Genomic DNA, 21,079 nt, shown 5'->3' with positions numbered 1-21,079 from the left:
CCTTTAAATTTATTGCGCCAAAGAAAGGGAGATTTTGTGCCCTTTTTGCTCGCTGATTTTTACTTTGACCTTATCGCCGGCTTTTAGAGGCGTTTTGATCTTTGAGATGTGTAAAAGTCCGTCTACGCCGCCCGGAAGCCCGATAAAGGCGCCAAATTCTACCACGCTTTTTACCTCGCCCTCAAATTCGTCTCCGATATTAAATTCAGGCGTCTTATGAGGCTTGCCGTCTTTGCCGCCTCTTTTGCTGCCAAAGCCCTTGCCGCCGTCTTTTGAGACGATTTGTATGATGTAATCTTTAGCCGCATCTACGCTTGATTTTTGCGCGCCGGCGATCTTTACCTCGCCTTTTTCGCGGTCGAGGTCGATGGCGACGTCAAATTTATCGATAATCTCTTTTATCGTTTTTCCAGCTTGTCCGATGATATCGACGATCTTGCCCGGATCAACGCTAAAAAGCTCTAGTTTAGGCAGTATGTCTTCGTTTACGGAGATATTTTCGTTTGCTTTTTCCATCAAATTTAATATATGCAGCCTACCCTCGCGCGCCTGCAAAAGCGCCTCTTTTAGCACGTCAAGGCTTATGCCGCCCAGCTTTATATCCATCTGAAGCGCGGTTATGCCGTCTTTGCTACCGGCGACTTTAAAATCCATATCACCGTCGTGATCCTCTAGCCCCATGATATCGGTTAGCACGGCGTGCTTATCGCCTTCGAAAATTAGCCCCATCGCGACGCCTGCGACTAGTTTTGGCGTATCGACGCCAGCAGCCCTTAGCGCCAAAGAGCCCCCGCAAACGCTGGCCATCGAGCTTGAGCCGTTACTTTCTAAAATTTCGGACACGAGTCTGATAGTATAAGGCGAATTTAGATCGATGCTAGGCGCAAGCGCGCGTTTAGCGAGATTGCCGTGACCCAGCTCGCGCCTGCCCGGAGCCTTTAGCGGGCTAGCTTCGCCGACGCTAAAGCCGGGGAAGTTGTAGTTAAACATAAATTTATCCGTCACGGCGCCTTTTTCCGTTAGCATATCGTACATCTGCGCGTCGCCGTCGGTGCCTAGAGTGGCGACTACTAGAGCTTGCGTCTGGCCGCGGGTAAAGAGGCAGCTACCGTGAGCGTTTGGTAAGATGTTCGTCTCGATACTGATCGGGCGAACCTCCTTAAGCCCTCTGCCGTCGGCGCGAACGCCCTCGTTTATGATCTGCTCTCGGACGATTTTTTTCTTAAATTTAGCCAGGACGTTAGAGACGACTTCCTCGTCCCAGCCCTCTTTTTGGGCTACTTCGTCGGTCAAAATTTGCTTAGCGATCTTGGTTAGCTCGCTAGCGCGCTCGCTTTTGGCCATCTGATTTATCGCGGCTTTTACGTCGTTTTTATAAAATTCGTTTAGATAAACCGCGACGCTCTCGTTTTCGATCTCGGGTTTTAGCTCTAGCTGCGCGTCTTCTTTTTTATGCTGGCTAAATGCTTCTTCATAAGCGTTTGAGGCGCGAAGTATGGCTTTACCTGCCTGCGCGATCGCCTCTACGATGAGGTCTTCGCTAAATTCGTTCATATCCTGCATCGCTATAGCGCCGCTTAAATTCGGATCCATCATAGGATCAAGCGCGATAGGCACTATCTCGTCTTTTTCGGTCGGGATACTTCTCATCTCTATCATCAAAAGCTCGTCTTTAACGCCTGCCACGTAAAGATCGAGCGCGGAAGCTTTTAGCTCGGAGTTGCTAGGGTTTATCACGAATTTATTATCTATATATCCCACGCGCACGCCGCAAACTGGCGCATTTACGGGGATGTCGCTAAGATAAAGTGCAACTGAGGCCGCATTTAGAGCGACGACTTGCAAATCAACTTCCGGATCGCAAGATAAAACCATCACGACGATTTGCGTCGGATACGCGTAGCCCTTTGGAAAGAGCGGACGAAGCGAACGGTCGATGATGCGCGAAGTTAGCGTCTCAAAATCCCCCGGCTTAGTTTCTCTTTTTACGTAGCCGCCCGGGATCTTGCCTGCCGCGTAGCTTTTTTCGATGTATTGCACCGTTAGCGGTAAAAAATCCTCGGTAACTTGCGTATCCTCGCGAGCGACGGTGGCCAAAACGACGGTATTTTTTACGCGCAAAAGCGCCGCGCCGCTAGCTTGCTTGGCGACCTTGTTTATATCGTAAATTTCGACTTGATTATTGACTTCTATTGAATACTGCATGCCCTGACGTCTCCTTGTTTTTGTAATGGTATATAAAACGGACTCTCCTCTAATATGGAAAGCACGGTTTCGGGTTTTGGCTCGATTTTGTTTTTGTAGTAAAAATCCACTTCGATAAAATTTGCGATCTTATGCACGGCGTAAATTTCATCCACCAGCGGCGCGATAGCCGCGGCTACGTCGGTAGCAATGAGAGGCGTAGCGTAGGTGACCGACTTTACCCGCTCGCGCATGAGCGTTTTTAGACAAGTTAGCGCCGTGAGTCCCGTCTCGCAGCCCTCGTCGATGAGCAAGATATTTCTATCCTTTAAATCGCCGATGAGATTGCCTTTTCTAAATTTATAGACGTTTTTTAGGATTTTTTCGTCGTACTTGCGGTCGGCCTCGCCGTATACGAAGTCGTAACTAATGCCAAAGCTCTTAATCAGCTCATTGTTTAGCACGACGTCATCCTTTTCGCTAACCATAGCGATCTCGCACTCGGGGTTATTGGGCGCAAAAATACGCTCGCAAAATAAAATCTCATAGCTCAAATTTAGCCCGCGAGCTACGCTATCGACCATGATGACCGAGTCTATAGAGCCGCATATCATTAGATATTCGCCCGCAACTAGCTCTTTTTTGGGTAAAATTTCAAGCAGTTTTTCGGCCGCCTCGAGCTGGTTTTCAAAGACCAAATCCTCGTAGCCGCTCATCAGCTACCCTGCGTCTGACCTACCGAAAAGTCGTAATGCACGCCGCCCATCGGATAGAAATTTATAAAGAAATAAACACCTCTTGATTTCTTTGCAGCCGTTCCGCTCGTGGTCGTAGTAGGCTCTAGCTCCTCTTCATAGACGAATGTATAATTCCAGCACTTTCTGCGGTGAGAGACGCCTAGTTGCCACTGCTTATTGTAGTCTCGCTCGAGGTCATACTGCGAACCGCCAAAAAGCCTATAGTTGTGCGGAAGCTCGACATAACCGTTTAGGTGTAGGTAGTTTTGTTTTTCTTGCGCGTTTTTCCTTTGCATCGTATGCCAGAGGCTAGCGCCGAATTTATCGTGCGTATAGCTAGCTCCGCTTTGAATTTTTTCAAAGTATTTATTTTCGTAAGAGTACTCAAGCCTGTTGTAAAAAGATAAATTTACTAGCGGATACCAGCCGATTATATTTTTCAAATTCGAGCGCTTGTTCTCTTTGGTATAATAACCCTGCGAAATCGTATGTCGTAAAAATTTTCTTCCGTTTTCGTTAAAGAAATACTGCGTCGCTCTGGCTAAAATCTCGTCTCTGGTATGCTGAGGATTTATAAAGCTTTGGTATTTTCGTCCGAGCATATCGTAGACGTATACGTTGCCGTCATCCTCGGCAGTTTCGTATTTATCGGGCAGGTCGCCTTCATTGTAGGCTTTTACGACGTAGTCGATGCCTAAATTCACGCTATGATAAAAGCTCTCGTAAGCTTTAGCTAGATCCGTATAAAGCGAGAATTTGTGATAGTTTTCTATATAATTTGCGCTTCTATCCTCATCTCCGGTCGGACGATACATTTTTTTTGCGTAATCCACGTGAGTAGCATATAGATAGTGATAGTAAGAAAATTTAAGATAATCGTCCGCCAAAGGTAGGTGAAAAGAAACCGGCAGATTAAACTCATACTGCGTCGCTTTTACGCCGATTCTTCTCGTGTAGTTATGCGAGCTTAAATCAACTGAGTAAAGCACGTTAGGCAAGATAAAGCTGTCGGTAAATTTATGATATTGGAAGCTTGGATACTCTTGGAGCGTATCTTTGTTTTCGTTTGGGCTACCGATTTTTGAGGTATTTACATAATATCTCGCGTATGCGCCAAAATAGTGCTTATCGCTACTTAGAAAATAGTTTAGCTTTGACGTCACGAGAGGATTGTCGTCGCTACCAGCGCCGCGTTTTTTCAAATTTATATAATCGATATCGTTTAGCGCCGTAGCATCAAGCCACAAGCCCTCCTGCAAATCCTCGCTTATTAGGTGCTTAACGAGCCTGTCGCGCTCGTATTTGACCTCAGCGCCTTTATGCGTTTTGTTTTTTAGAGGAAGTCTTAGCGAGTTTTTCTCGATCTGTCTTTGGCGGTAGCCCTCCGTATCTCTAAATGCGCCTAGCGTCACCGAGCCTCTGGAATACGGCGAATCGGCAAATCTAAACGTACCGTAGATACCCGTGCCGCGTCTAGTGCGAATTTGTGGATCAAACTGCAAGTCCCAGCTGTCGTATTCTGCGATGTAGATCGGTTGTTTGTAGTAAAATCCGTCGTTTTTGCCGTAGCCAAGCTCCGGCGGCAAAAGCCCGGTACGTCTGCGCGTATCGGTGGAAAAGCCAAAATACGGCAGGTAAAACACCGGGACGTTTCCGACGTAAAATACGGGATTATAAAGGTGTAAAAATTTACTCTCGCGGTTTAGCTTGCCGCTGCTAAATTTGATCTTCCAATCAGGATCTTGAACGTTACAGCTTGATACGACCGCGCCGTTTACCTCGTAAAATTTAGAAGTACTATTGCTCTCGTCGCTTTGCATCCACACTTCCATGTCGCGGTTCATCATAAATAGCGTCTCGTAGTTGCTGTCTTTGCTATTTAGGTCGATCTTTGCATACGAGCAGCGCGAGATTTCGTCTTTATTTCTTATCAAATTTACGTTACCGAAAAGCTCCAAAATCTCTTTTTGCTGATCGTAAACGGCCCTATCCGCGCTCATCAAATAATCCTGCGAATAAACAAGTACGTTTTTATCCGCCGTAACAATGCCGTTGTCGCGTTTTACGTCATCAGCCAGAAGCTCGAAATTTTGAGCCGCAAAGCAACTAAAAGCCCCAAACATTAGTAAAGAAAAAATTCTAGTAAACATCTATAACTACCGTTTTCGCGGCCTTGTCTTGCCACGTTTGAAATAATGGATTTGAAAACGCCCATGCAAAACCAAGAAAGCACAAGTTTTCGCTAACGATACGCATAAAGGCGCGGACTAAGGAGTTTAAAAAGCTCGGTTTGTCGAGCAAATTTACGTCTACGCAGACGATTTTCATAGCTATTTTACCCATCGTCGCGCCGCAGTACCACGTAAAAAAAGTCTGATAAATCACGTCTAGTAAAACGATTTGAAGGGTTAAATTCGCAAGCAAAACGACGGTTTGCTCAAAGTCTATTCCGTCAAATTTATCGTAATAAATCACGAAAAATAACGCAGAAAGTAAAAATTTATCTATCCCCCACGCGACGGCTCTTTTGCCGACGCTAGCGAGCGTGATATTTTCGTTTTCGAGCCTGTCGATAACGCTTCTGCTCATTCGCGTCCTTTTAGCATTTGCCAGGCGATATCTTTTCGGTACTGCGCGCCGTTAAATTCTACGTTTTGGCAAAGCTCATAGGCCTTTTGTTGCGCTTGTTTTATGCTTTTGCCAAGCCCCACGCACACTAGCACTCGTCCGCCGTCGGCATATATTTCGCCGCCTTGCTCGCTCACGCCGGCAAATGCTATGTGCGAGTTTTCAGGCACGTTTTTTACGCTGATTTTGGCCCTAGGCGAGCTTGAAAAAGGATAATTTTTACCGGCCATCACGACCCCGACGGCAAATTCGTCTTTTAGCTTCACGGGTTTTAGATCGCCTTTTGCCGCGTTTAGTAAAATTTCGCCCAGATCGCCGTCGATCAGCGGCATTAGCACTTCGCACTCCGGATCGCCGAAACGCACGTTAAACTCAAGCACGTACGGCACGCCATTAACCACCATAAGTCCCGCAAAAAGCACGCCGCAGAAAGGATTTCCTTCGACCTTCATGCCTTTTAGAGTCGGTTTTACGACCTCTTCCTCGACCTGTTTTATTAGCTCGGGACTTGCTAGCGGACTAGGGGCGTAGGCGCCCATACCGCCGGTATTTGGTCCTTCGTCGTTATCTTTTAGGCGCTTATGGTCTTGGGCTACCGGCAAGCTAACGAAATTTTCGCCGTCGCAAATCGCAAAAAAGCTAAGCTCAAATCCGTCTAAAAACTCCTCCACGACCACGCGTTTGCCCGCCTCGCCGAAGCTCTCTCCACTCAGCATATCACGAGCAGCAGCCTTTGCTTCCTCGCGACTTTGCGCGATTATCACGCCTTTGCCCGCGCACAGTCCGTCGGCCTTAACGACGACCGGAGCGGCGAGAGAGTCGATAAATTTAGCCGCAGCATCGTAATCGTCGGTATTTAGATAAGCAGCCGTTCGGATAGCGTTTCTAGCCAAAAAATCCTTCATAAACGCCTTGCTACCCTCAAGCCTAGCCGCAGCCTTGCTCGGTCCAAAAATATTTAAATTTCGCGCCTTAAAGATATCCACGACGCCGTCGCTTAACGGCGCTTCGGGGCCGACGATTGTTAGTTCTATCTGCTCGGTTTCCGCAAATTCTGCGAGCTGATTATAGTCTTTGATGTTTAGATTAGTGCCGAGCTTTGAAGTAGCTCCGTTGCCCGGGGCAAAGAAAAGCTCGTGTTTGCGGGATTCTTGAAGTTTTAGAGCTATGGAGTACTCGCGCCCGCCACTTCCGATTATCAAAATTTTCATAATTTCTCCAAAAATAAAAACCCAAGTGAGCGGTGCGCATATAAGTGGCCCGAAAATTCAAAGCCAACCTTGCAAATAGGCGGTTCCTTTAGGTCGCAACTTCTCGCGCTCGCACGCTCAAACGAAGCCGCGTCGCACGGTCGCCGCACATCTTCGCCGAAACTAATGTGTTGGACCCTATAAAAATACGCTGCCAAATCACTCAGGGAAGGCTATTATATAAAATTTTAGCTTAAAGTAGCGTTTTTGCGAGGCTTACACAGGAATTTATATTTTGCTGAGCACTCACTGCGGGCGCCGTAAAATTTCCAAGCTCTTTTGCCGTCGTAAGCCCGATGGCGACGGCCTTATAGCTCTCATCCCAGCCGAAATTTCGAGTAAAATTTCGCACCGCCGAGGGAGCCGTAAAAATGATCGCCGAGTTTTTGGGCGGTTTTTGCTCCTCGTTAAGCGGTTTAAAAACGTTTTCGTAAGCGATTATCTGCGTCAAATTTACGCCGCTTTCTCTCAAAATTTCGCCCACGCTTGAAGCCGTCTCGCGCGCTCTTAAAAATAACGTTTTTTTGCCCTTTAAAAGCGGTGCGATCTCGGCGGCAAAGTCGTTTCCGTGAGCGTTTTTTGCAGTGTAAATTTGAGCAAAGCCAAACTCGCTAGCCGCGCGGCTAGTGCCGTCGCCGATGGAGTAAATTTGCAAACTAGCGGGCGAAATTTGATTAAATTTTAGCGCGTTTACGGAGTTTTTGGAGGTCAAAACCAGTGCGCCAAATTCAGCCAAATTTACGCTAAATTTATTAAATTTGATCTCGTTTAAAACCAGCGTCTTTACGCCTTCAAATTCCAAATTTGACCCGACTAGATAGATCATTTTCGCCCTTAAATTTATGATTTCGCGCCTAAATTTCGTAGCGATGCGCACGGCATTTTGCCAAAAATCCATCCGAATTCGTTGCTAAATTTAAACACCGAATTTGATCAAATTTAAGCCCAAAAAGCTTTTAGATGCAGTCTCATCGGCCGCTTGTTTAAGAAATACAAAACGCCAAATTTTAAAAGCCGCAGCCAAAAAGCAAACTCTACTTCGCCGCGTCGCGCCTACTTAGATACTCTTTTGCTTTTTGTTTTAGCGCTTTATACAGCTTGCCGGCGTCCTGCGCGCCGTATTTTTTCACCAGTCCGTTGTGAAAATCTCCCAAATTTTTACTCTCAAACGCGATTTTTCTAATCTCTTGCTTTTTAACCTCGTCTATCTTGATAGAAAGCTGCGTTTTTACCGCATTTTCGGCTTTATTTTTTGCTTCGTTTTGCGGTGCAAAAGCTTGATTTGATTTTTGCGGCGGACGCTTGTTTGATAAATTTTGCCCTTTTTCATCAGCTTTAGTACCATCACTAGAAGCTTTGACGCTCGAATTTTGCTCCGCGTCTTTCGGGTGCTCGGTAGAACCCGGGTCATCGCTCAAGTTTGCTTCTGCGGCTTTGGCTTCTTGTAAATTTTTCTTGTTCGTTGCCGCGTCGTTCTTACTCTCCAAAGATTGCAATTTTTCAGGCTCCGAATTTTGAGCGATTTGCGAGTGATTTTCTAAATTTTGCTCCTTTGCCCGGGCGCTTTGAGTCTGCAAAACCTCGCAGCCAAAATTTGACTCGGTTTTTGACTTTTCTCGCTCATCAAGTTTTTGCTCGTCGCCCTGCGCCGCCGGCCTAGATTTTGCGGAATTTGGCGCTGCGATACGCTTTACTTCGCCTTTTTGCGGGTTTTCTAGTTGAGGTTTTTTGTAAATTTTCCTCGCATCCTCTTTTAGTGCGTTATACACGCCGGCGCCATTTTTGCTACCGAATTTTGAGATAATTTTCATATGAAGCTCGCTGAGGCTGCCAGAATTTCGTATCAAGACCGCGATTTCGTCTCGATTTTCTTCGATGAGCTGCGCCGTATGCGAACGGCTAAAATCAAATTTGAGTTTATGAAATTTGCCGCCGTTTTTATCTTGCTTATTAAAAAACTCTATCACGTCGTCGTAAAATTTATCGTTGCTGACGATGTAAATTTTGTCTTTTTTGCGCGAGAGTTTACCCATTAAAAACGTAATTATTTTATCGGCATAGTCCTTGTGAGCGCTCTGTAAAAGTATGATTTTTATTTTGATTTTTCGCGCCAGAAACCACGCCAAAACGGAGATACTTAGCTTTTGTCTATCGTTAGTTACGATATAAATTTTATCTTTTTGTCCTAGCTTTTTTAGCGTCGCTAGATTATCTACGCTTATGTTTTCATCATCTATTATAAATCTTGCCATATATTTCCTAAACGAGTCGGGGCAAGCGCCCCGAAACTCTACATCTTATCTTTTGTCACGATAAGCAGCATTTTAAATTTTTCCGGGATCTTTAGTCCGTGCGGGATTTTACCAGGAAGTACGATGGTATCGCCCTTTTTGATATCAAAATGCTCGTCGCCGATGGTTAGCTTCATCTCGCCGTCAAGCGCGATCAAAAGCGCGTCGCCCGGAGCCGCGTGAGTAGATAGCTGCTGGTCTTTTGAAAACGATAGCAACGACATCGAGCCGTTTTCGTTTTTGACGAGCGTTTTGCTCACGATTTTGCCCTCTTCGTATTCGACTGCGTCCATTAGGCTAAAAATAGCCGCCTTAGGTAAATGATCTATCATTAAGTCCTCCTTAAAATCGATTGAGACGTATTTCGTCGGTTCGCTAAAAATTAATTTTCGCCATACTTTTTTCTCTATCAGGCAAGCCTGCTCGCTACCTAGATGCATTTGCCTTTCGCCGTAGTGCAGGCTCGCGCCGCCCTCGACGACCCACGCTAGGCTGTCGCAAAATAGCATCTCGTGGTCTAGCTCCTCGCCCGTATCGAAAGCAAACACGTCGACGTGAGCGTTCTCGCAATCAAAAATTCTCTTGCTAACGACGCTTTTTGCGATGACTTTCGTGTCGGTATTTAGATTGTAAATTTTACTCATTTTTCTTCCTTTCGTAAATTTACGCGTCATTGTAGCGAAAATTTTCGGAGGATTTGTTGATAAGGGTTATCTCTTTTGGGCAAATTTAAGCCATTTTTTTACAAATTTACGCAAGCCCAGGAAAGCGTCTATCTAGCACCCCTTTGACCTGTTCCAACCAGACCTTTCGCTCAGCTTCGTCACTTTCTGCAACCACTCTAAACATCAGCCGCTCAAAGGTTTTCACGCCACAAAAATCGAAAATGCAGCTTTTCCAAATTCTTTCCAGCGGATCGCCGAATATCTCGTTTTCTCTGGCCTCGGGGGTGTTGGAGGTGTTGAAAACTACGGCGGCTTCAGCTTTTAAAAGCCCTATCGGAAGCCCGCCGCCATTATCGCCCGGCGCAAAATCGTAGGCTACTCCTTGCCTTAGCACTCGATCAATCCAGCCCTTTAGGATGGCTGGCGGCTCACCCCACCAGTTCGGATGGACAATCACGATGCCGTGGGCGTTTGCTATATCTTTTTGATGCACTTTTAACAGCTCGTCATCGCTTTCGTCACTCACGAGCTCGGTGCCGCTAAGGATTGGGTTAAATTTCTCCTTATATAGATCGTGAAATTTAACCTCGTAGCCGCTATTTTGCAGCTTTTCTGCCGCTACGTTTGCAATAGCCGCATTTAGGCTTCTCTCGTAAGGATGTGCTAAAATTATGCAGATTTGTTTCATCTCATTCCCACTCTATCGTTGCGGGCGGTTTGCTTGAGATGTCATAAACTACGCGGTTGATGCCGTCTACTTCGTTTATGATGCGGCGAGAGACGTTTTCTAGCAGGTCGTACGGCAAGCGCGAGAAACTAGCCGTCATGCCGTCGCTAGCATCCACCACGCGTACGCATACAGCGTTTTCGTAGGTGCGGTTATCACCCATTACGCCGACTGAATTTACGTTTAAAAGCACGCAGAAAGCTTGCCACGTTTTGTTGTACCAGCCGCTTGATTTTAGCTCATCGCGCAATATCACGTCGGCTTTGCGAAGGAGTTCTAAGCTCGGCGTATTTACCTCGCCCATTATGCGGATCGCAAGGCCCGGGCCAGGGAACGGGTGACGAAACACGAGCTCTCGCGAAAGACCAAGTTCAAGGCCGAGCTGGCGCACCTCGTCTTTAAAAATCTCTCTTAAGGGCTCGATTAGCTCAAAGCTCATCCAGTCAGGCAGCCCGCCCACGTTGTGGTGGCTTTTGATCGTCTTTCCGGCGCCTACGACCGAGCTTTCGATGATGTCGGTATAGAGCGTGCCTTGGGCTAAAAATTTGACATTATCGTGCTTTTTGGCCTCTTTTTCAAAGATTTCGATAAAAGTTTCGCCGATGATCTTGCGTTTTTTTTCGGGATCCGTTACGCCGGCAAGCCTTTCTAGAAAAGTTTTACTCGCGTCTATGCTAACTAGCTCTACGCCAAGCTTGGTTCTAAAAGTCGCCTCGACCTGCTCGCGCTCGCCCGTTCTAAGTAGTCCGTTATCGACGAAAACCAGGATCAAATTTTGCGGTATCGCAGCGGCTAAAAGTGCGGCGGTGACAGAGCTATCTACGCCTCCGCTAACGGCGCAAAGGACTTTTTTGTTGCCGACCGTTTCTTTGATTTTGGTGATCTGGATTTTGGCAAAACTGCCCATATTCCACGTGCTTTCGCACTCGCAGATATATTTGGCGAAATTTTTTAAAATTTGAGTACCGAACTCGCTATGCTGCACCTCTGGATGAAACTGCAAAGCGTAAAATTTACGCGCATCGTCGCCAAACACGCAATAAGGCGAATTTTCGCTCGTCGCCATCGCCTCAAAGCCGTTTGGTAAATTTTTTACGAAGTCGGAGTGGCTCATCCAGACGATCTGCTTTTGGGGCAAATCGGTAAAAAGTCGGTGCTCCTTAGTCACGCTTAGCTCGGCTTTGCCGTACTCCTTGTGTGATGCCGGAGCGACCTGGGCGCCGAATTTGTGCGCCAAAAGCTGCATACCGTAGCAAATGCCCAAAATCGGCAGTTTTAGCTTAAACACGCCCTCGTCGCAAAAATACGCATCAGAAGCATAAACGCTAGCAGGTCCGCCGCTTAGGATTATGCCTTTTGGTTTTTTTGCTTTGATCTCCTCGACCTTGATGTTAAAAGGCAAAATTTCGGTATAAACGCCCTGTTCGCGCAGACGCCTAGCGATTAGTTGGGTGTATTGCGAACCAAAATCCAAAACTATTATCGTGTTATTCATACCCGCCCTTTAAAAATATAAATGCAAAATTTCAAACTGCACGTACCAAATCGCCACGGATACGATGTAGCCGACTACTACAGTCCAAGCAAGCCTCATATGCGCGCCGAAGGTATATATGCCTTTTAGTTTGCCCATCACGCCTACGCCGGCAGCAGAACCAAAGCTTATCATAGACCCGCCTATACCCGCGGTTAGCGTTACCAAAAGCCACTGGCTTAAGCTCTCGCCCGCATCTGCGCCCATCATAGGATTTGCTTTTAGTACGGCAGACATTACGGGGACGTTATCAACGATGGCAGATAGGAAGCCCACGCCGATATTTACGGTCGTAGCGCCGAATTTATCGTAGAGCGAAACGGCGTAGTTTAAAAATCCGACGAAGTGCAGCGCGCCCACGGCGGCAAGGATACCGAAAAAGAAGAAAAGCGTGTTGTTTTCGATCTTTGACATATAGTGAAAGACATGCATCGGCTCTTCGTTTTTATTAGTTTTTTTGTAGATGTAAGTGTAAAGGCTAAGAAGCGAGAAGCCAAACATCATGCCCCACATCGCAGGTAGGTGGAAAAGCTGGTGCATCATAACAGCCGAAAATATCGTAAATGCGCCAAGTCCGATGACGACTTTGCCGCCTTTTTTGATGCTTACTTTCGGCTCTGTCGCAGGGTCAAAGTGCGGACTGCCTTCAGGCACGACGCGCGCTAGTAAAAACGCCGTAACCAGCCAGCCGATAAATGAAGCAGGGAAAAGCGCGAAAAAGTCGATAAATGGAGCCTTACCCGCAGCCCAAGCCATCAGAGTCGTTATATCGCCGAACGGACTCCACGCGCCGCCCGCATTTGCGGCTACGACGATGTTTATCGCGCCCGCGACTAGGAAATTTACGTTATTTTTATCTATCGTTAAAAGAACGGTAGAAAGGATAAGAGCGGTAGTTAGATTGTCGGCGACGGGGCTGATAAAAAACGCCAAAATGCCCGTTAGCCAAAATAGCTTTTTATACGTGTAGCCCTTTGAGACGAGGTTGTATTTTAGCGCGTTAAACACGTCTCGCTCTATAAGCGCCTCGATATAGGTCATCGCGACCATGAGGAAAAATACGATCTGCGAAATCTCTAAAATCAGGTGATTTACCTCATTTTGCAACGAATGTACGTCTAGGCCGTTTGCCAGCATATAAAAGCCGATGAGCAAGAACATAAAAGTGCCGATAAATATAGCCGGTTTAGCCTTGTCCATATGAAAATTTTCTTCCGTGGCGATGAAAAAATATCCCACGACGAAAATAATGAGGCATGCTATACCCACCCACGTAGTCGTTAAATTTAACGCCTCGCCCGCAGCGTCGCCGCTACCGAAAGCAAGCGCGAAAAATAGACCCAAAAGTCCGACGATCTTCATTTACTCTCCTTGATTTATAGTTTATTTATCTTTTCGGTTTTGCTGTTTGAGGGCTCAGACGGCTCTTCGTAGAACGGATCGCCCTTGTGGCCGCAGCCTGCTATAAAAATTAACAAAAAAAATGCTAAAATCGCTTTATGAAAGACGCTAAGACTATTATTCGACATATTGTTGATAATCCTTTTTATAAAGAGTTAAAAAACCGTAGCGAATGCGGAGAATTTTTACGGCTTTTAAGCCTAAATCATCGCAGGCTCATCGCCTTTTGCTACGAGAAAAACGGCGTTTTGTTTTTCGCCCTGTTTCATCCGCTAGGACTTCAGGAATTAAAAAGCGATAGTAGTATAAAAATGTTAAAAGGCTTATTAAAAATCTATTCTAGCGTAAATTTTGACGGCAGGCTCGCTCGCGTAACGGACGTTAAATTTTTTGTGACAAAGCATTTAAAATTTAAAAAAGTAACCGATCCATACGAAAAAAAGCGAATTTTTACCTACGCCGAGCCGGCCAAAGGCGAGTTCGTAAATTTAGCCAAAAGCGAGCGGATTTTCGAGGGATTTGAAAAGATACGCCTAGCTATCAAGCAAAATTTATCCAAAGAATCAAGCGGGGCGCGATGAAACGGGATAAAATAAGGCTAAATTTAGGCGCAAAGCGCGCAAACGCAGAGCTTTTAATTTATAAAAACTATATGGCGCAAACCTCGCCAAATTTAACCGCGCAAAGCAAAAGCGTAAATTTGCAAAAGGGAGCTAAATTTTGCTAATCGACGAGATCCGTTCGCTACCCGCCCAGCCCGGCGTTTATCAGTATTTTGATAAGGCGGGCAAGCTTCTTTACGTCGGCAAGGCTAAAATTTTAAAAAACCGCGTCAAAAGCTACTTTTCATTTACGCCAAGTCTCGCCCCCTCGCCCAAGGTTAGCCCGCGCATCCACAAGATGATCAGCGAAGCCGTGCACCTCGAGTATATCGTGACTCCCAGCGAAGCCGACGCGCTGATACTGGAAAACTCCTTCATCAAGCAGCTAAGACCCAAATACAACATCTTGCTGCGCGACGATAAGACCTACCCGTACATCTACGTAAATTTGGACGAGGATTTTCCGCGCTTTGAAATCACGCGCAAGATCGTCCGAGGCAAAAACGTCAAGTATTTCGGGCCGTATTTTCGCGGCGCGCGCGAGCTTTTAGATGCGCTTAGGCTAAGCTTTAAACTCGTGCAAAGCAAAAGCGCGCTCAAAGCCACGGGCGCATATCTGCCCTATCAGATCGGCTATTCAGAAGCCCCGCTCATCAGCAAAATTTCGCCCGCAGACTACGCCAAGGTCGTAGAGGGCGCGATCGCGGCGCTAAATAATCCGCTTTCTATGCTGCCAAAGCTCGTAAATTTGATGAACAAATACGCCCAAAACGAAAACTACGAGCAAGCCGCCCTCGTGCGCGATAAGATCAATGCGATCAAGGATCTAGACGTCAAAATCGAGGTCGATCTGGCTAAGCTCGAGGATTTTGAGGTTTTTGCCGTGGGCGCGGAGCAAAATTTGCTTTGCGCGGTGCGTTTTAGCGTGCACGGCGGCAAAATTAGCGGCGTGTATCAAAATATAACAAACGCCAAAATGAGCTCGCAAGGCGATCTAAACGACGCGTACAAACAAATCGTTTTAGAGAGCTTTCCAGCTGGCGCGCCAGTAGTTAGCGCAAAAATTTACGTACTAGAAGCCTTTGAGGACGCAAGCCTCGTGGAGGAGATTTTAACCGCTCGTCACGGCCGTAAATTTAGCATATCGGTGCCTAAAATCGGCGAGAAAAAGCGCATCTGCGAGATGGCGCTAACAAACGCGCAGGTCTTTATCCAAAAGTACCTAAAAACCCACGACGACGCATTTTTGGACGAGCTAAAAGAGTATTTCGGCCTAGCATGCGCGCCGTACGTCATCGAGACTTTTGACAACTCGCACATGTTCGGCGCGGCCGCGGTCGGCGCGATGGTGCGCTTTGAGCACGGCAGCTTCGCCAAAGAGCACTACCGCCACATGCACCTCTCCCACGCAAACGACTACGATCAGATGCGCCAGATGCTAACAGAGCGTGCTTTGCGGTTTGACAAGCTTAGTCCGCCCGATCTCTGGCTCATCGACGGCGGTCAGGCGCTACTGGATCTTGCCACGGATATCATCGCTAGTAGCGGCGCGAACGTCGATATACTCGCCATCTCAAAAGAAAAAATAGACGCCAAAGCCCACCGCGCAAAAGGCGGCGCGAGGGATAAAATTTACGCTAGTAGCGGCGTATTTACGCTACCGACGAACGACAGACGGCTACAGTTTTTCCAGCGACTTCGCGACGAGGCGCACCGATTTGCCGTTACCTTTCATCAAAAAACCAAGCGCAAGGAGGATCTAGGCGCTAGCAAGCTAGCAGACGCGGGCGTATCGGCGGGAAGTATCGCAAAGCTCGTTAAATTTTACGGCAGCTTTGAAGCGATAATGACTGCAACGAGCGAAGAGATCGAAAAGGTGACGAATAGGAACGTGGCGGCCAAAATCGAGCAGCTAAAAGAGAGCGAAATTTGATGAAATTTAGGGCTTGTTTTGCAAAATCCGCCCTGAAATTTGAGCTAAATTTGACGCATTTGTTTTCGTTAAATTTAAAAGCACAAATTTAACTCCCCGCTTTTGGGTAAATTTCGCCGCAGTTATTTGCAAGTCAATCCGCCAAATTTGACGTACAAAGCGATCAAATTTACGCAAGCGATTACGTAACGCAAATTTAAATTCCGCGCCGCCGCCAAGGTCTGCTTCGACAAATTTAGCGTTTCGCGGCTTTTTCTATCGCTTTTGCGGCTTCGCAGCCGTCATTCCAGCCGTAGGCGCACGCCTTTTGCAGATAGTTTTTTGCGCTAGTTACGTCTTTTTCACCAAGCATTGCGTTGTAGTAAAGTACGCCTAAATTAAAGCATGACATCCCGTCTTTTGCCGCGCAGGCTTTGCGCCAGATTTCGCCTGCTTTTTGCGTGTCTTTTTTGACGCCGAGCCCCTGCTCGTAAAGCGAGCCTAAATTTGCGCAACCTAGCAGATAGCCGACTAATGTAAATTTAACCAAAAAGATTATATTTTGATGATATCGCCGCTAAGCGCCGCATTCCAGAATTCTTCTTTATCGGTGTATTTTAGCTTCTTACCGTATATATCGTTTATAGATATCAGACTTTGGAGCAAAAGTTCCCCGTCGTCTCTACTAAAAGCCTTTTGCAAAGTCTCAAACGAACTTTCTAGGCTCGCGCTTATTTGCTTAAATTTCGTCTTCATTAGCTCTTCTATTTTATCATTGTCTTTTACTAACTCTGGCAATACCTCATCAGCTAGGGCAGAAATCTCCGCAGCCTTTTGCCTTGATTTTTGAAGCTGTGCATACACGCCAAAAAAACAAGACAGCGCCTTATCTATAAATTTAGCTCCCATTACTACCGCGATAGAGCAAAGCACGATGGTTATAGCAGGTGATAAAATGCTAGAAATGGTAGGGGTTAAAATAGGCGCTAGATACGCGTCTAGCTGAGTTTCTAGTAGCGCCGAGCCAAAAACCATGGCAGCTGAGAATAGCGACTTTACGATTACGCTTACCATCTCGCCAAAAGTTTTTATTTTACCGCTTACATAGTCGCAAATAGCGTTATATATAGACTTTGCGCTAGTTCTTACGCTATCCCACAACTTGGCTATTCTTTTGCCTATTTGGGTCAAAATTTGCGCTAGGCTTTTTATTAAAATATCTATAGCTCCAAAGCCCGCTCCTCTTTTAAAAGTTTGTGCAAAAGGCTCCAGCGATTTTTTTATTAGCCTCTCCAAGCGCTTGATTAGCGATATTTCAGAACCGCCGATAAAAGCGTCTTTTATCTCATATATCGCTCCATTAGCCAGAGTAGATAAACATACAACTGTAGCATCGGATAGTCCAGCTTGTGCTATATGCGAGGCAGCTACGACAGACTGTACGGTTGCGGCCGTAGTTCGCGGATTTTCTAGCATCGTTCGGTTTAGCAGATTATTTTTATTTAGCTTTTCTAGCGCCTGCTTGGCTCTTAATCTTTTTTCCTGCGGTTTACTCGTATCATTTATTATTTTTTCCAGCTCTTCTTTGCAAAACACATAATCATCGTAAGGTACGGTTATATTATCGTTATTTTCTATGTATTTATAAATATCGCTCCCGTCTTTGTGTTTTATGTAAATTTTCGAGCCGTCTTGACTTGTTATGTACGAAATATCGCTTTTGTCCTCATTCACCATAAAGGCATTATTTTTATCATTTTCTTTGGTAGCGTCTATGCCGTTTGGAGTTTGTAAAAACTGGCTTTCGGGATTTTTCGTTGTTTTTAGTTGCTCTTTTTTGATTATTTTTCCGTTTTTATCAAAAGTTACCGAGTCGGTAGATTCATGGTTTTTTAGTTTTTTGCTTTTATAGTTACCGGAAGTAGCTAAATTTTGCAGCTCTTTTGAGTTAAAATCCATATTTTTAACTTCGTCTGCGTAGTTAGTCATTATAAACTCATAAAATTTAGGTAAAACTTTAGGCTTTTCGCCCTTTTTTATTTGCTCGTTTATCTTTTGCGTCTCTTGTATCTCATAAAGCCTATCAGTGCTATATAACCTCTCGCCGCTACCGTCTAAAGCACTCTTTAGATTTAGGGTACTAGAGTGCAAAGCATCAAATATATCGCCTCGGTAGCTAGAGTATTCGTCGGGATTATTTTGAGTAGGCTTTATTTTATTTTTATTTGCATTATGCGTATAAACGGCTTCATTCGTCATCGCTATGCTAGCTTCGTATCCGGCATATGTATTTAGACTAAAAATATTTAGTCCAAATCTTGCCAGCGTCTGCGTTCCTATCTCGTCTATTATTTCTTCGTAAATAGCTTTTGACATCCTATCTCCTTGCGATTAGGCGAAGCTAAGGTAGATAAAAGCTTCGCCAAGGGGTTAAATTTAGATAATCTTATTTGTATTTAGCGTCGATGCTTGCCATCTTTTTTAGCATCCTATCGGCTTTCATCCTGGCTTCTCTTATCTCTTTTGTTATTTCGCCATTTTCGTCCATTAGCGCGACGCTTAAGAGATTTTTTATAGTTTGAGCCATATATAAGGCGTTCTCCACGACAGCTCGCTGTGCCTGCGAGTAGAGACTAGCGTCGTTGTTTTCATTAACTAAATTCTCAAGATTTTTTAGTAACGGATCGTTAAAAAATCCCGTAAGTTTAGATAGCGTATTCGTGACCGATTTTATGGTGTTACTTACGCTTTGCAGCTGTAGTATGACGGTTTTATTACTCTCTTCTATAGCTCTTGCTTTTTGCAGATTAGAGTAGGCTTCATTTTTGGCAGCCTCTGCTTTTGCAGATAGCACCCAGCCGGCAACCGCTAATGCAGGCCCTGTCACCAAGCCGCCTAGAACCGCCATACCTCCCGCCATACCGAGTCCTCCGCTAGCTAGCGACCCACCCCCAAGCCAAGCCAAAGTGGCATTTGTGGCAGCTACTCCGCTAAGCGAGCCGATAGCCGTACCCGTACTAGCAGTCGCCAAAGCTCCGGTTAATCCAAATGCTCCAAATCCTGCCGCAGCACCCGCACCTACGCTAGCTACTCCGCCTCCAAGCATAGTTTTTATATCCAAAATCGCAGCCTTTAGCGCTTCAAATTCTTTTTCAGTTACGTTAAATTCGTCATCCAAGCCCATATCTTGCTCGTATTCGAAATTTACAATCCTAGAAAAAATATCTATAAATTTAAGCATCGAAGAGTTAAAAATACCAAGTTTATATTCGCCGAATTTTACTATGTCGCTATTTGTTGTCTTTCTTTGTTTATCAAGCGCGTTTTGCGACTCTTCAAATATCGCACTTGCGTTTTTATTATATCTATCGGCATCTTTTTTATCGCTATAAGCGTCATAGCCTTTTTTAGCTCCGAAAGCTCCTGCCAAAAGGGAAGCTCCTCCCAAAACCACGGGTATTAACGGTAACGGCATATTTTATCCTTTATAAATTTCTTTTAGTTTTTTGCAGGCGTTTTCGTTTAGTTTGTAAAACGCCTCTTTGCTGAAGTATCTTTTAAACTTCGCCTCGTACATCTGCTCTATCCTACAAATTTGCGGCCTCGTTTCGTAAATTTTACAAAGATTGCTAACTTTATCTAAATTTACGCAACTACCGTCATCCAGCATAAAATGCTCAAGTTCCCTTATGCCTCTAATGTGTCTGCAGCAAATACCGCAAGCATCACACGGAAACGTCATTTTATCTTTAGCTCTTGTTTAGCGCGGTTTATAAAGAATAAAGCGCTCTTTACCCAACTATCGCATAAACTTATTATCTCATCGCTTGCTTTAAGCTCGGTTTTTATAGACTCTTCTGCAAGATTTAGGATATCATTTCGCTCCAAGATCATAGACAGCATCTTAAACTCGGCGTAAAATTTTAAATCGGCACCGCTAACTAGACTATATATCTCCTTAACAAGCTCGCTACGTTCCATTTTCGCAACGACTATAGCATCATCTATCGCACCTTGCAGATCAAATTCGTTTAATCCAGCTTCCGCAACATAGCTGCTAAGTATAATATTTTTTTGCTCTTTTTCATCCGTATGATTTCCGAATACCTTATAAATAGGCTCATAAATAGGCTTAGATAAAGCGGAGATCGTATCTTGGCCGGTAGTTTTATCGGTATTGCACGATACAAATAAAACGGCCGCTAGCCTAATGAAATTTTCTTTTATCTCTTCGTTTGCTAAATCTTTTAAAAACATCTTTAAGCCTTTCTAGTTTGATCGTGAAGTTTTTCTATATCGCAAAAAGCTCTAAAGTGGCTATTTACGGTAGATGCTAGTATCTCAAGATCACCTGCATCGATAGCATCGTATACTTTTGTTAATATCGCCTCTTCTAGCTTATCTTTTACGCCGTCTGCGTCTATCATCGCAAACAACTCAAAATAAACAATTCTTTTAGCTTCTGTAAAACTAAAGGTTATGATGGTTTTTACTATCTCCTCTATCTCTGCGTTAAATTTAGCCCTATCGCTAGTAAAAGCATCTACTATAAAATCGGCCCTAAATGTCTTTTTGGGTACCTCTATACCCATTTCGTCGCAGTATCTTTTTAGCACTTCATTTTCGGCTTCCGCGCTATATTCGCTTGATTTGGCGCATATTAAAGCAAGCTCTAAAAACGCCTTTTTAGACTCTTCGCTCAATAAATTTAAAAACATATTTTTCTCCTTTTGATTTAAAATTTAGCTCCAATACGAGCGCCGTAGATTAAATTTATCGCTTAAAACCAACCTCCTTTTTGCTTGTTTTGAAATTTTCTGTAGAAAATGGATATTTTTGAATTGTTTAAAAGTGCATAGTAGTAAAAACGCGGGAAAATATAGGGAATAAAATTTAAAGTCGTAAGCAAAACGGTAAAATTTAACGGGCTTTTTTGAATGGTACCATCTTGTAGAGAGACTTCTCTCTCTCTCTCTCTCTCGACTTTTGGTTTTTCAAGAGTCTTCCTTTGCGTTTATTTTTCGTTATTATACAAAAATTAGCGACAGGTTGAGTCAAATTTTAAAATTTAATCCAAAGCAAAATAAATCTACTCCGGATCGTCGCTAAACTCGTTATCTCTAAATATTTTATAAAAATCGGTAAACC

The 21,079-nt window shown here is 44.9% G+C and carries 20 protein-coding genes; 3 read left to right on the top strand and 17 right to left on the bottom strand.

What is annotated here, in order from left to right:
• Positions 1 to 9: 9 nt before the first annotated feature.
• From Q0218_RS04045 to nhaD, 11 genes are all read right to left on the bottom strand, one after another.
• Positions 10 to 2,205, bottom strand: coding sequence for a polyribonucleotide nucleotidyltransferase (locus tag Q0218_RS04045; RefSeq protein WP_297966482.1), 2,196 nt, complete (start codon positions 2,203 to 2,205; stop codon positions 10 to 12).
• Positions 2,190 to 2,900 (bottom strand): phosphoribosyltransferase family protein, encoded by a 711-nt coding sequence (locus Q0218_RS04040; RefSeq protein ID WP_297966480.1) that lies wholly within the window; start codon positions 2,898 to 2,900, stop codon positions 2,190 to 2,192. The genes Q0218_RS04045 and Q0218_RS04040 overlap by 16 nt, the downstream gene beginning before the upstream one ends.
• Positions 2,900 to 5,071 (bottom strand): LPS assembly protein LptD, encoded by a 2,172-nt coding sequence (lptD, locus tag Q0218_RS04035; protein ID WP_297966477.1) that lies wholly within the window; start codon positions 5,069 to 5,071, stop codon positions 2,900 to 2,902. Before lptD ends, Q0218_RS04040 begins: the two co-directional genes overlap by 1 nt.
• On the bottom strand, positions 5,061 to 5,510 hold the full coding sequence (locus Q0218_RS04030; protein WP_297966475.1) for an RDD family protein: 450 nt from the start codon (positions 5,508 to 5,510) through the stop codon (positions 5,061 to 5,063). The genes lptD and Q0218_RS04030 overlap by 11 nt, the downstream gene beginning before the upstream one ends.
• Positions 5,507 to 6,760, bottom strand: coding sequence for a phosphoribosylamine--glycine ligase (gene purD / locus Q0218_RS04025; protein ID WP_297966473.1), 1,254 nt, complete (start codon positions 6,758 to 6,760; stop codon positions 5,507 to 5,509). The genes Q0218_RS04030 and purD overlap by 4 nt, the downstream gene beginning before the upstream one ends.
• A 232-nt stretch (positions 6,761 to 6,992) precedes the next feature.
• Positions 6,993 to 7,625 carry a uroporphyrinogen-III synthase gene (locus tag Q0218_RS04020; RefSeq protein WP_297966665.1) on the bottom strand — a complete coding sequence of 211 codons (633 nt, stop codon included), beginning with the start codon at positions 7,623 to 7,625 and terminating at the stop codon, positions 6,993 to 6,995.
• A 208-nt stretch (positions 7,626 to 7,833) separates the two neighbouring features.
• Complete coding sequence (locus Q0218_RS04015; RefSeq protein WP_297966470.1) at positions 7,834 to 9,051, bottom strand: PIN domain-containing protein; 1,218 nt, start codon at positions 9,049 to 9,051, stop codon at positions 7,834 to 7,836.
• 38 nt (positions 9,052 to 9,089) lie between these two features.
• A complete protein-coding gene (locus tag Q0218_RS04010; protein ID WP_297966468.1) occupies positions 9,090 to 9,734 on the bottom strand; it encodes a cupin domain-containing protein in 645 nt (214 codons plus the stop codon).
• 106 nt (positions 9,735 to 9,840) lie between these two features.
• Entirely contained in the window at positions 9,841 to 10,443 is a 603-nt protein-coding gene (locus Q0218_RS04005; RefSeq protein ID WP_297966466.1) for an NAD(P)H-dependent oxidoreductase, read from the bottom strand.
• A gap of 1 nt (position 10,444) precedes the next feature.
• Positions 10,445 to 11,977, bottom strand: coding sequence for a glutamine-hydrolyzing GMP synthase (gene guaA / locus Q0218_RS04000; protein WP_297966464.1), 1,533 nt, complete (start codon positions 11,975 to 11,977; stop codon positions 10,445 to 10,447).
• Positions 11,978 to 11,986: 9 nt separating this feature from the next.
• Complete coding sequence (gene nhaD / locus Q0218_RS03995; RefSeq protein WP_297966461.1) at positions 11,987 to 13,378, bottom strand: sodium:proton antiporter NhaD; 1,392 nt, start codon at positions 13,376 to 13,378, stop codon at positions 11,987 to 11,989.
• Positions 13,379 to 13,515: 137 nt separating this feature from the next.
• Here nhaD and Q0218_RS03990 point away from each other — a divergent pair, with 137 nt between their 5' ends.
• From Q0218_RS03990 to uvrC, 3 genes are read left to right on the top strand one after another with little or no spacing between them, the layout of a single operon-like run.
• Positions 13,516 to 13,998: a hypothetical protein gene (locus tag Q0218_RS03990; protein WP_297966458.1), complete on the top strand. Its 483-nt coding sequence runs from the start codon at positions 13,516 to 13,518 to the stop codon at positions 13,996 to 13,998.
• On the top strand, positions 13,995 to 14,144 hold the full coding sequence (locus Q0218_RS03985) for a hypothetical protein (RefSeq protein ID WP_297966456.1): 150 nt from the start codon (positions 13,995 to 13,997) through the stop codon (positions 14,142 to 14,144). The genes Q0218_RS03990 and Q0218_RS03985 overlap by 4 nt, the downstream gene beginning before the upstream one ends.
• On the top strand, positions 14,138 to 15,952 hold the full coding sequence (uvrC, locus tag Q0218_RS03980) for an excinuclease ABC subunit UvrC (RefSeq protein ID WP_297966455.1): 1,815 nt from the start codon (positions 14,138 to 14,140) through the stop codon (positions 15,950 to 15,952). Before Q0218_RS03985 ends, uvrC begins: the two co-directional genes overlap by 7 nt.
• A gap of 235 nt (positions 15,953 to 16,187) precedes the next feature.
• On the opposite strand, the gene Q0218_RS03975 is transcribed toward uvrC, so the two are convergent.
• The 6 genes from Q0218_RS03975 to Q0218_RS03950 form a co-directional block, all read right to left on the bottom strand.
• Positions 16,188 to 16,481: a hypothetical protein gene (locus Q0218_RS03975; protein ID WP_297966453.1), complete on the bottom strand. Its 294-nt coding sequence runs from the start codon at positions 16,479 to 16,481 to the stop codon at positions 16,188 to 16,190.
• 5 nt (positions 16,482 to 16,486) lie between these two features.
• The gene (locus tag Q0218_RS03970; RefSeq protein ID WP_297966450.1) at positions 16,487 to 18,307 is read right to left on the bottom strand and encodes a hypothetical protein; all 1,821 of its coding nucleotides are present in this window, start codon (positions 18,305 to 18,307) and stop codon (positions 16,487 to 16,489) included.
• A 70-nt stretch (positions 18,308 to 18,377) separates the two neighbouring features.
• On the bottom strand, positions 18,378 to 19,406 hold the full coding sequence (locus tag Q0218_RS03965) for a hypothetical protein (protein WP_297966447.1): 1,029 nt from the start codon (positions 19,404 to 19,406) through the stop codon (positions 18,378 to 18,380).
• A 3-nt stretch (positions 19,407 to 19,409) separates the two neighbouring features.
• Positions 19,410 to 19,673: a YkgJ family cysteine cluster protein gene (locus Q0218_RS03960; protein WP_297966444.1), complete on the bottom strand. Its 264-nt coding sequence runs from the start codon at positions 19,671 to 19,673 to the stop codon at positions 19,410 to 19,412.
• Positions 19,670 to 20,188, bottom strand: coding sequence for a hypothetical protein (locus Q0218_RS03955; RefSeq protein WP_297966442.1), 519 nt, complete (start codon positions 20,186 to 20,188; stop codon positions 19,670 to 19,672). Before Q0218_RS03955 ends, Q0218_RS03960 begins: the two co-directional genes overlap by 4 nt.
• A gap of 2 nt (positions 20,189 to 20,190) precedes the next feature.
• Positions 20,191 to 20,649, bottom strand: a complete 459-nt coding sequence (locus tag Q0218_RS03950) for a hypothetical protein (protein WP_297966440.1) — start codon at positions 20,647 to 20,649, stop codon at positions 20,191 to 20,193.
• Positions 20,650 to 21,079: the final 430 nt, after the last annotated feature.

The sequence above is a fragment of the uncultured Campylobacter sp. genome (genome assembly GCF_938039245.1).
GTDB lineage: Bacteria > Campylobacterota > Campylobacteria > Campylobacterales > Campylobacteraceae > Campylobacter_A.
Note: the sequence above shows the minus strand (reverse complement) of the source record. Positions and strands in the feature narration are given on the sequence as shown.